We start from the raw sequence: 9,975 nt of genomic DNA, 5'->3' as shown, positions 1-9,975 counted from the left end.
GCGCCGGACGGGTAAGCCGCCGACGGCGTCCGAGATGCTGGGGAAGCTTCCGCTGCGGCTGGACAACGGCGTCTGCCGCTGGCTGGAGCGCGCGCACCAGACCGGGCAGGTCACGCTGCCCGAGGTGATACGCGTCGGCTTCCCGGCGCAGGCGACGGTGGCGTTCTTGTCCAAGGCACTGGCCCCTGCCGACTCCGGCCCCACGACCGACACCGACGCCCGCACCGAGGAGATACGCGCGGCCCGCCGCGAGGTCGCCGCACTCGCCGCCGAGCACCTGGCGGACAACCCGGAGGGCTGGGCGCTGGCACTGCGCCTGATCCCGGAGTTCGAGGGCACGCTGCCGGATCTGCTGCTGGCGTCGGGCGCGGTGGTGGGCTGACGCCCGGAGCCCGACCCGGAGCCTGCGCGACACGGTCTAGGCCGAGGCGAAGCGCGACACGTACCGCTTCTGCCACGGCGTCTCGACCGCGTGCCGCGAGTAGTGCTCGCGGACGTACGCGACGGCTTCCGTGTTCGGTACGCCGTCCAGGACCGCGAGGCAGGCCAGCGCCGTACCCGTACGTCCCCGGCCACCGCCGCACGCGACCTCGACCCGTGTGTCCCCGGCCCGCGAAAGCGCCTCGCGCAGCGCCTCCGCAGCCCCGGCCCGGTCGCTCGGCAGCCGGAAGTCGGGCCAGCGCACCCAGCGGGCCTCCCACTCCACGGCGGGCGGTTCCTTGCCCAGCAGGTAGAGCGCGAAGTCCGGCGCCGGACCGGCCGGGAGCGGGTGCCGCAGGCCCCGGCCGCGTACGAGCCGGCCGGAGGGCAGCCGCAGCACGCCCGCCGCTGTGGGGTCCCAAGTCGCTTTCATGGAGCCGAGGTTAGGCCACCTCAGGCGGATGCGGGCTGCGGGGCGGTCAGTTGGGCGGCCACGGCGGACAGTACGGCTCCGGTGTCGGCGAGCAGGGTGTGTGTCGGGCGGAACAGCAGGTCCGGGCCGATATGGCCGGAGATACCGGGGACGGACAGCGACCGTTCGGCGGGCCGCAGGCCCACCCGCGCGAGCACCGGCCGGATCATCTCGACGGCCGGGGCGCCGCCCGACGTGCCCGCGCTGTAGCTGATCAGGCCGACCGGCTTGTCCCGCCATTCCTGGTGGAGGAAGTCGATGGCGTTCTTCAGGGGCGCGCTGAAGCCGCCGTTGTACATCGGCATGACGAAGACGAACGCGTCGGCCCCGCCGATCGTGGCGCTCCACTCCTTGGTGTGGCGGTGGACGTAGCGGCCCTCGGCCGGGTGCTCGGGTTCGTCGAGGAAGGGCAGCCCGACCTCCAGCAGATCGACCAGCGTGATCTCGAAGCCGAGCGGCCCGAGCTGTTCGCGGGCGAGGTCGGCGACCCAGCGGGCGAACGGGCGGCCCGCGGAGACGGAGCGGGTGCTGGCGGAGATGACGTGCAGACGGGGCATGGCGGGGGTCCTTCCTGAGGCCGGGGCCGGAAGGCCGGTGGCAGGTGATTGACGTGTCACTTAAGACGGTAGGGCGCAAGTGCGTGACGTGTCAATCAAATCCTCGTAGGGTGGTGCCGTGACCCAGGACCCACGCTGGCTGACCGAGGCCGAACAGCGCGCATGGCAGGCGTACCGCCGGATGTTCCTGCTGCTCAACGCGCAGCTCGCCCGCGATCTCGCACAGGACAGCGGACTCTCCGAAGCCGACTACGACGTCCTGTCCGCCCTGGGCGCGAGCCCGGACCGGCGCCGCCGGGTCAGCGAACTCGCCGACCGGATGCTCTGGTCCCGAAGCCGCCTGTCCCACCATCTGGCGCGTATGCAGCAGCGCGGGCTCGTGGTGCGCGAGGAGTGCGCGACGGACGGCCGCGGCGCGGTCGTCGTCCTCACCGACGAGGGCACCCGCACGATCGAGCGGGCGGCGCCGCCCCATGTGGAGTCCGTACGGCGGCACTTCATCGACCTGCTGTCACCGGAGCAGATCGAGGTGTTCGCGACGATCGGCGAGACGGTGGTCGGCCGGCTGACGGAGGGCGACCACTGACGCGCCGGCCCGGTGTGTCTCAGCGCTTTCCGGCCGCCGCGATCCCGTCCAGCACGTACCCGAGCCCCGTCACGAACGTGCCGTCCCAGTCGTCCTCCAGCATGTACTGGTGCGCGCTGAGCGTCGGGAACTCCTCGCTCCGGTCCCGTAGCCGCCGCTGCGCCCGCGCGGTACGCGCGGCGCGTGAGCATCAGGCCGTACGGAGCACGAGAGACGCCCCGCTCCGTACGGCCCCCACGTACGCGACGCTTACGGCTTGACCGCCACGAACCCCCACTGGACGCAGTCGGCGGCCCCCTCGGGAGCCGACTGCCCTTCCGGTACGAGGAGTTCGGGGAGCGGGCGCAGGCCGGGCGGGAGCAGGGTCAGCCCTCGGGCGCACGCCTCGATCTGGTCGGGCGTACGGGCGAGGTAGGCCCCTTCGGGGTCGGCCGCCAGGTAGTGCTCCTGCATCTTCAGCACGCCGGGCGTCTCGATCGTGTCGCACACCGCCAGGTAGGAGCCGGAGGCCAGCCGGCTCGTGTACCGCTCGACGAGATCGGCCGCCTCGGCGGGCGGGAAGTGGCCGAGGGTGGAGAGCACGAGGAGGGCGACGGGCTCGTCCAGGTTCAGGGTCTTGGCTGCCTCCTCAAGAACCGTGTCCACCAGCCGGAAGTCCTGCTGGAGGTAGTGGATCCTGCCCTCGGGTGAACTGCGCAGCGAACTGGCGTGGTTGAGGACGACGGGGTCGTTGTCGACGTACACGACGCGCGACTCGGGAGCCGCCTTCTGCGCCATGCCGTGCGTCGCGCTCGCGGTCGGAATGCCCGTACCGAGGTCCAGCAACTGGCGGACCCCGCCCTGCCGGACGACGTAGTCGGCCACCCGCTCCTGGAAGGCACGCCCCTCCATGGCAGCCTTCTTGATCTCCGGGAATTCGGTCAGCATCACGTCGCCGAGCTCCCGGTCGACCTGGTAGTTGTCCTGGCCGCCCTGCGCGTAGTTCCAGATCCGCGCGGAGTTGGGGATGGTCGGCATGACATTGGTTCCGGGGCGTACGGAGTCGCTCATCCGAAGTCCTTACTCGTCAGGGGCAGAGGGGTGAAGCGAGGTGGTGCGTAACCGCTGGTCACGTCCATCGCCATGCGGTAGTTCTCCACTGCGTCGGAGTCGTCGGTGATGAGCGTCATGGCCGGGTGGAGACCGATCTGAATCAGCCTCTCACCCATCCCGAACTCCTTGAAGCGCAGAATCTCGAGATGGCCGCAGAGACTGATGGCCAGCGGATGCGGTACGCCGGGCGGAATGACCTGGATGGCCACCGACGACCCGACATCGGCGATATGGGCTTCAAGATAGTCGAGTTGACGGGCCATCACCCCGGGTCCGCCCACTCTGCGCCGCAGGGTCGCCTGCTCCAGCAGCACCCACAGGCCGGCCCGGTTCTCGTTGTTCGCGACGCCGCCGGGCCCGCCCTCGATGGTGTGCGCCTTGCGGGCCTCCAGCAGCTCCAGCCGGAGGCGCCGTACGGCGGGGTCCTCGTACGGATTGCGCAGGCTCATCAGCGCCTCCGCGTACTCGGTCGTCTGGAGCAGGTCCGGCAGCACTCCCGGCGCGTACGAGCGGATGCCGGTCGCCGCCGACTCCAGGTCGATGACCCCGACCTCGGCGACCTCGCGCCAGGGGTGCCACCACCCCGGCTTCTTCGCCTCCTCCAGCGCGCGCAGGACCTCGGTCCGCTCGGCGGCGGGTGTCGAGTAGAGGTCGAGCAGGACGGCGACCATGCGCGGGTTGGGCACCGTCTCCGCGTTCTCCCAGCGCGCCGGTGTCGCCCGGTCCTTCTTGATCGTCTCGGCGACGCCTTGCAGCGTCATGCCCGCGGCTTCGCGCCGCCGGCGCAGATCGGCCCCGAAACACCGCAAAGCGACCGTGGGGCCGGATCGTGGCCGACTCACCGGGCCCTCCTCGCGTCCGCGGGTGGGGAGGGTCTTTTCCTCTCCGTTCAGCGCTCACCACGATACCGCCGAACAGAACTCTGTCACGTTGCAGAGTGTCGGGGTCGTGGCTACGATGGAACGTGGAGTTCCCCTACGCGGCACCCCCCAGACAGCCGCGCCAGGGTCGGGAACCGACCTCGCCGGCACGCTGATCGAGCGTGAGGGCGGGGGGCTACGGAGAACCGATGCCATGCACGTTTCACTACCGGCCGTGCCGGAGCAGATCCAGGTCGCGCGCCGAATCGTCCGCAAGGAGCTGGCCGGACTCGGCTGGCCCGACGCGAAGATCGCGGCCTGTGAAGAAGTCGCGGCCCAGCTGGCCCAGCACGCGATGGGCGTCGTGGGGGTCAGCGGCTACTACCTCGGAGTGACCAAGCGGCCCGCCGGGCCCGGGGGCGATTCCGTCGCCATAAGAGTCAGCGTCACGATCCTGGACGGGCCGCCGGAGCCCGACGACGTGGCGACGGTGCCGGCGCAGGCCGGCCCGCCCGAGTCGACGGCTCCGGACGCCGACTGTCTGCGCCTGGCCGAGGTTCTGACGAAGCGGTGCGGCGCCCCGGTCAACGTCGTCGCGCAGCAAGGCAGTTGGGCGGCCTCGGCCACCCTCCCGGCCGAGGTGCCCTGCCTCAGCGCGCAGCCGTGAGCGCGCGCCGCCCGACCTACTGCTTCGACCAACACGTTCCGGATGTCTTCGAGAGGCTGGTGTGGACGCATTGAGGGGTGCCGCATCCGATGAGCCCATGTACGACACCACCCCGGCGCACGCCGGTGCGCGCCACGGCGGCGCCCACGCTGCGGTCGGTGCCGGTCACCGCCTGCCGAGAGCTCCGCGCGCCCGCAGATGGACCACCTGGTACCGGCCGACGAGCGCCGAAACGCAGGCTTCGTTGCGCGACCACGAGGTCACGCACAGTGGGGGAGTGGCAGACGTGAGCCGTTCGGTGCTGGTCGTCAGCGGTGCGAGCGGAAGCGCGGAGAGCGTGGCCGCGGCGTACGCCCGTCAGGACGACTGGGTCGGGTTCCTCTACGAGCGCGGGACGCCGCCCGACGAGCTGTACAACGTACGGTGCGATGTGAGCGACGCGCTGCAACTGGACGCCGCGGTCTCCGAGTTCGAGACGGGGCACGGAGTCGTGGACGTCCTGGTCGTGGACGCCGACCGGTACGGGCGCCACCGCGAGGAGTCCTCCCTCGCCGCGGCGGCCGGCACCCGGGCCCGCGCGAACGCGATCATCGGGCGCACCCTCCCCGGTATGCGCGAGGCCGGCCACGGCCGGATCGTCCTGATCGCCTCCACCAGGGGCCTGGGCCGCGGCTCCGCCCTGGCGGACGGCGCCCCGCACGCCGACCTGATGAGCCTGACGTGGCACCTGGTCCACGAGTGCCGCGGCTCGGACGTCACGGTCAACGTCATCACGTACGGCTCCCCCCACAACCCCACCCCCGAAACCCGCGCTCACCGCGCCCAGCAGATCGCGGACCTGGCAATCCACCTGACCCGCCCGGAGGCCACGGACACGGGTTCGGTGATCCCGATCGAGGTCCTGGGCGCGATCCCGGTGCGCCCGGACGGGGTATCGCCACACTCCCACTGACCGCCGCGCCTCGGGGGACCCTCAGCCCCGGAGGCGCGGCACACGCTTCTCCTACGGGGTGCCTTTGCCGACGGCCGCGACCAGTGCTCGTACTCCGGGAACCTGAGCGTGGCGCGTACGGAGACCCGTGACGATGTTCCGGATCGCCGGGCGGTCTCGGACCTCCGCCGGAGAGACGCGAACCGCTGCCAGCAACTCGGCTGCTGTCTGCTCGGGCTTCACCCACTGCCACCACGCACGGGCGAGGTCCGTGTGCATGCGGCCCTTGCGCTCAGCGGTGGGAAACTGCTCGGTCCGCAGTCGGCGACCAGCCTCGAGTGCCGCTCCCGCGTCACCCAGAGCCCAATGAACTCCGACGGCGTAGAGGTCGACGGCGGCCGGGGTGATGGGGAAGAGGCGGCCGGTAGGAGCCTCCTGGGGCAGCGCACGTGCCGCCAGGGTGGCGGCATGGATCATGGCGGTTGCCTGGTCCCTGTCGCCGGCACGAGCCGCGGTGTACGAGGTTGTGCACAACATCTGCGCGTACGCGGCGGCCTGGGCGTCGGTCCGTAGGCCCGTCTCTTCGACCTTCGAGACGGCATCGAGGATATGCCGCTGGGCCGATACGGGCTGGTCCTGGTGACGGAGCACGATGCTCAACTCGCGGGCCGCCGCTGCGGCGACAAGCGGCGATCCGGACCAGTCGGCGTACACGGTTGCCCGGTCCGCGCTCAGCCGGGACTGCTCGTACCGACCGATCTTCGTAAGTACTTGACTGGCCAGGCTGTAGGCCGCCGACAGTCTGGCGAGGGGCAGCGGTTCGCGGGTCCGCGCGACGTGATGGGCGTCAGCCAGAAGCCCGGGGAGTGACGCCAGAAGCTTGTCGTGGCGCCCGGCATCGAAGTGCGCCCTGGCCACGGCCAGACGGCCGTCCAACGGTGCCGACGAACCGGTGGGGTCGGGCATGCTGGCAAGAGCGTCCTCCAGGCCGCCGAGAAGCGCGGCGGGACCGGCAAGGCCGGCGGCGAGCAGCGAGCGGCGGCGCATCGGGTCCTCCTCGGGACAACGTGGCCAATCCGGCGCAACTCTAGTGGCCGGAGGCACCACAAGACCGCGGGACGCGGCTAGGACATACATCGGCATGCCTACCTCCCGCGCCGCATGCCGGACGAGATTCAGATCAGCGCGTCGCCCCTGTTGCTCCAGTCGTGAAACGGTCGAAGCGGAACACCCGATCCGGCTGCCCAGTTCGGCCTGATGCCATCCGTGCCCCAGGCGACCCAGCCGTATCAGACCCCCCGGATCCTGAGCGGCGACAAGCGTGCGAACCGCGCCCGAGTTCCACAACTGATCGGCACGCACCGGGCCTCCACTCGCCATATACCGGCAGGGCTGCCTGCTCAACGTAACCGGTCCCGTGCGAGTCGTACACGGCGTGTGCGCCTTCTGCAAACGGCTTGCGCGAGACGCCAACTGATCTCCGCAGCAGGTCGGTTGGCGGTGCAGTGAGAGGACGGACTCCGCCACCGGGCGGAGTCCGGGCGCATCGGAGGCCAGCATGGCAACTGCCGTCAGGACCACGCTCCGTGATCCCCGCGACTACGTGAAACCGGAGGTCTGGGACCGCGAGATCCAGCTCCTCATGAGGGACTACCCGTTCGACGAGGTAATGGCGACACGGCTTTTCCACGCCGCCGTCTCCTACCTGATCACGGCCATGGAGAAGTGGGGCCAGGGCCTGGAGATGTGCTGCGGACGCACCGTCGACATCGCCGTCCATGTCTTCATCCTCGACACCCGCAACTACCGGGAGTTCTGCCACCTGAACTTCGGTGGACGGTTCCTGGAGCACATTCCTGAGATCGACTTCAAGTACGACGGATCCGTCGAGCGGACCGCGCAGATCCTGGCCGACAACGGCTTCGGCGTCGACTGGAAGCTGTGGGAAGCCGACTACGGCAAGTGCGGTCCGTGCCGCCCGGGGGAGAACTGCCACTGAGCGCCTTCGGGCTCACCAGGACAGCAGAACGGCAGGACGGTGCAGGTACGGTGACCAGCCCGACAGGGCCTCACCGACCACCCGAGGTGTTCCATGCCCCGCGCGCCACAGAGTCCCGCCGAGTACTGGGACACATACATGCCACACCGGGAGACGGGGGAACAGCCGCGTCCCGTGGTCGGGCGTTTCGAGTGGACGCAGTATCCCGGCCACGGCCCGGACCATGAACTGCTCGGCCGACCGGCGACCGCGCTGGATCTGGGACCGGCGGAGGGCAGAGAAGCCGTCTGTCTCGCCCGCCAGGGCGTCGAGGTCACCGGCGTGGATCTCTCACCCGTGCAGGTGGCGCGCGCGAGTGCCTGGTGGAGGGACGAGCCCCGCGTGGCATTCGTCCACGCCGACGTGACCGAACACCTCGCGACGAACACCGCCACGTATGACGCCGTCTACTCCGTCTGGGGCGCGGTGTGGTTCACCGACCCGGAACGTCTGTTCCCGCTGGTCGCCAAGCGGCTCGCGCCTGGCGGTGTCTTCGCCTTCAGCCAGGCGGAGCCGGTCCCCGGCGCGTACGGGGCGCAACCCATGCGCGGCAAATGGCTGGAGGGCCGCAGCGGCGAACTGACCGTGCTCCGCTGGCAGTACGCGCCCCAGATGTGGGCGGACCTCCTCAAGAGGCACGGTTTCACCGGCACCACCGCCGAGGTGCTACCGGCCCCCGTGCCCGACAGGCTGGGCACACTGCTGGTGAGCGCGCGGACCCCTGTATGACGGGCGACGTCCTACGAGTTGCCTTTGCCGACGGCGTACGTCACGAAGTCGGCCCAGGCGGTGGGGGTGAGGGCGAGGACGGGGCCGGTCGGGTTCTTGGAGTCGCGGACCGGGACGATGCCCGGTATCCCGACGGCCACCTGGACGCACTCGCCGCCGTTGCTCTGGCTGTAGCTGGAACTCCGCCAGTTCTCTTCCGGGATGTGCGTGGGCTCGATCATGAGTAGCAGTCCTTTGAGATGGAGTCGATCATGTCTGCCGACTCATCCGGCGGTGCGGCCATTGACTTGAGCAGATCATAGGCATCGTTCGCCGTGGTCACGTCGTCGTTGTCGGCCAGAAGGTAGCCACGGGGGAATCCGTCGACATGAACGACGTCAGCGCCTTCGTTGAAGGACAGCAGGCCGAAGGGACTGGCCGCCAGGTGGTTGTTCCCTTTGGTCGGCACGAGCTGTACGACGTGCGGGGGGTGCTGAGCCAGCTCATGAAGGCGTCCGAGTTGCTTCGACATGACAGCCGCGTCGCCCACCGTATTCCGTAGGACGGCCTCGTTCAGCACGAGCCAAAGGCGGGTTGGGTTCTCCCGCTCAAGGATGCGCTGGCGCTCCATCCGTGCCGTGACGAGGTCGTCGAGATTGGTCGGACGCCCGGCCCTAAGTACGGCCCGCGCGTACTCCTCGGTCTGGATGATCCCGGGGAGTAGCAGCGGGTGGAACATCTGCAACTTGGTCGCGATCCATTCCAGCTCGACGTACCGCCGGAACCACGGCGGGAACGCCCAGCGCAACGCCAGCGGCCAGAGCCGTTCGAACCGGCCGTTGGAGTACGGGAACACCCGGTCGCACGTCTCCGCGAACGACAACGCCGGTACGCGGTCGCCCGCCTCGATCTTCGCGACGAGCGAGTAGCCGCAGTGCGCCGCCTTGCCCAGTTCGCTGCGCGACATGCCGAGACGTTCGCGTTCCAGCCGTACCTCGTAGCCGAAGTGGGCGAGAGGTGACAGCGTCGGGTCGGCGTTTTCGGCGGTCTCGTTCTCGACGGTCATACGTATCCCCGAACGGTCTTGGGACAGTCACGGCTGTCCAGACGGCCTCCCTGTTCAGCGTACGCGCGACAGCCGATTCTTGATGCACAGACGGTAATGACGCGATGACGGAAGGCGCGCCCCTCCATGTGCGAACAGGGACTCGAAGAGTCCGCCCCAACACACCCCGGCACGGCGGAACTTGAAGCCGTCATCCATGCCGGAGGCTTCTGGCGGCTCGTGCCCGAGGGTGTGCCGCGCGTCTACGACCCCGTCACCCGGGAGCTGTTGGAGCGCGTGCTCCACCGACTGAGGCGAGGTGCGGAATGACGCGGAGTGATGCCCGCAGGCAACTGTCGTGGCTGACCGAGCGGTTCGGCAGGGACGGCGTCCTCGTGGTACCCAAGGGCCGCCGCTCCGAGGAGCCCCTGCTCCCCGGGGACGCCGTCCACCGCTGGCCGCCGTGCGAGTGCGGGCACTCGCTGTGCCCGGACTACCGGCCGCCGGAGCCGGATTCAGCAGGTGCGTAGCGCCGGGTCGAGACAGCCGAAGGCGGGGAAACCCCTCTCCGGTAGCGGTGTCTCGACCCGGCGCTACGC

13 protein-coding genes and 1 pseudogene are annotated in these 9,975 nt (G+C 69.9%); 7 read left to right on the top strand and 7 right to left on the bottom strand.

Going from position 1 to position 9,975, the window contains the following annotated elements; genetic code table 11:
* Positions 1-382: pseudogene (locus tag BHU15_RS15550) on the top strand (hypothetical protein); the annotation flags it as partial.
* Positions 383-418: 36 nt separating this feature from the next.
* Here the strand turns inward: BHU15_RS15550 and BHU15_RS15545 are convergent.
* Together BHU15_RS15545 and BHU15_RS15540 are read right to left on the bottom strand one after the other, a co-directional pair.
* Positions 419-853, bottom strand: coding sequence for a protein-tyrosine phosphatase family protein (locus BHU15_RS15545; protein ID WP_069627739.1), 435 nt, complete (start codon positions 851-853; stop codon positions 419-421).
* Positions 854-873: 20 nt separating this feature from the next.
* Positions 874-1,449 carry an NADPH-dependent FMN reductase gene (locus BHU15_RS15540; RefSeq protein ID WP_069627738.1) on the bottom strand — a complete coding sequence of 192 codons (576 nt, stop codon included), beginning with the start codon at positions 1,447-1,449 and terminating at the stop codon, positions 874-876.
* Positions 1,450-1,567: 118 nt separating this feature from the next.
* On the opposite strand from BHU15_RS15540, the gene BHU15_RS15535 reads away from it, so the two are divergent.
* Complete coding sequence (locus BHU15_RS15535; protein WP_247748867.1) at positions 1,568-2,035, top strand: MarR family winged helix-turn-helix transcriptional regulator; 468 nt, start codon at positions 1,568-1,570, stop codon at positions 2,033-2,035.
* 249 nt (positions 2,036-2,284) lie between these two features.
* Here BHU15_RS15535 and BHU15_RS15530 read toward each other — a convergent pair whose 3' ends face one another.
* Together BHU15_RS15530 and BHU15_RS15525 are read right to left on the bottom strand one after the other, a co-directional pair.
* Entirely contained in the window at positions 2,285-3,085 is an 801-nt protein-coding gene (locus tag BHU15_RS15530) for an SAM-dependent methyltransferase (protein WP_023540095.1), read from the bottom strand.
* The gene (locus BHU15_RS15525) at positions 3,082-3,969 is read right to left on the bottom strand and encodes a helix-turn-helix domain-containing protein (RefSeq protein WP_255293119.1); all 888 of its coding nucleotides are present in this window, start codon (positions 3,967-3,969) and stop codon (positions 3,082-3,084) included. Before BHU15_RS15525 ends, BHU15_RS15530 begins: the two co-directional genes overlap by 4 nt.
* 232 nt (positions 3,970-4,201) lie before the next feature.
* On the opposite strand from BHU15_RS15525, the gene BHU15_RS15520 reads away from it, so the two are divergent.
* Complete coding sequence (locus BHU15_RS15520) at positions 4,202-4,654, top strand: hypothetical protein (protein WP_141726826.1); 453 nt, start codon at positions 4,202-4,204, stop codon at positions 4,652-4,654.
* A 277-nt stretch (positions 4,655-4,931) separates the two neighbouring features.
* Entirely contained in the window at positions 4,932-5,606 is a 675-nt protein-coding gene (locus BHU15_RS15515; protein WP_167756262.1) for an SDR family NAD(P)-dependent oxidoreductase, read from the top strand.
* Between the two features lie 51 nt (positions 5,607-5,657).
* Here the strand turns inward: BHU15_RS15515 and BHU15_RS15510 are convergent, their stop codons facing one another.
* The gene (locus BHU15_RS15510; protein WP_079128162.1) at positions 5,658-6,965 is read right to left on the bottom strand and encodes a helix-turn-helix domain-containing protein; all 1,308 of its coding nucleotides are present in this window, start codon (positions 6,963-6,965) and stop codon (positions 5,658-5,660) included.
* A gap of 178 nt (positions 6,966-7,143) precedes the next feature.
* Between BHU15_RS15510 and BHU15_RS15505 the strand changes: the two genes are divergently transcribed.
* Both BHU15_RS15505 and BHU15_RS15500 read left to right on the top strand, forming a co-directional pair.
* Positions 7,144-7,584 carry a UCP032817 domain-containing protein gene (locus tag BHU15_RS15505; protein ID WP_069627734.1) on the top strand — a complete coding sequence of 147 codons (441 nt, stop codon included), beginning with the start codon at positions 7,144-7,146 and terminating at the stop codon, positions 7,582-7,584.
* A 138-nt stretch (positions 7,585-7,722) separates the two neighbouring features.
* Positions 7,723-8,352, top strand: coding sequence for a class I SAM-dependent methyltransferase (locus tag BHU15_RS15500; protein WP_348538522.1), 630 nt, complete (start codon positions 7,723-7,725; stop codon positions 8,350-8,352).
* 11 nt (positions 8,353-8,363) lie between these two features.
* Here BHU15_RS15500 and BHU15_RS15495 read toward each other — a convergent pair whose 3' ends face one another.
* Both BHU15_RS15495 and BHU15_RS15490 read right to left on the bottom strand, forming a co-directional pair.
* Positions 8,364-8,573 (bottom strand): DUF397 domain-containing protein, encoded by a 210-nt coding sequence (locus tag BHU15_RS15495; protein WP_069627732.1) that lies wholly within the window; start codon positions 8,571-8,573, stop codon positions 8,364-8,366.
* Positions 8,570-9,397, bottom strand: coding sequence for a helix-turn-helix domain-containing protein (locus BHU15_RS15490; protein WP_069627731.1), 828 nt, complete (start codon positions 9,395-9,397; stop codon positions 8,570-8,572). The genes BHU15_RS15495 and BHU15_RS15490 overlap by 4 nt, the downstream gene beginning before the upstream one ends.
* 305 nt (positions 9,398-9,702) lie before the next feature.
* On the opposite strand from BHU15_RS15490, the gene BHU15_RS15485 reads away from it, so the two are divergent.
* A complete protein-coding gene (locus tag BHU15_RS15485) occupies positions 9,703-9,906 on the top strand; it encodes a hypothetical protein (RefSeq protein WP_069627730.1) in 204 nt (67 codons plus the stop codon).
* Positions 9,907-9,975: the final 69 nt, after the last annotated feature.

The organism is Streptomyces niveus, assembly GCF_001723055.1.
Taxonomy (GTDB): Bacteria; Actinomycetota; Actinomycetes; order Streptomycetales; family Streptomycetaceae; genus Streptomyces; species Streptomyces niveus.
The sequence above is the reverse complement of the archived record's forward strand: the minus strand, read 5'-3'. Positions and strand labels throughout refer to the sequence as shown.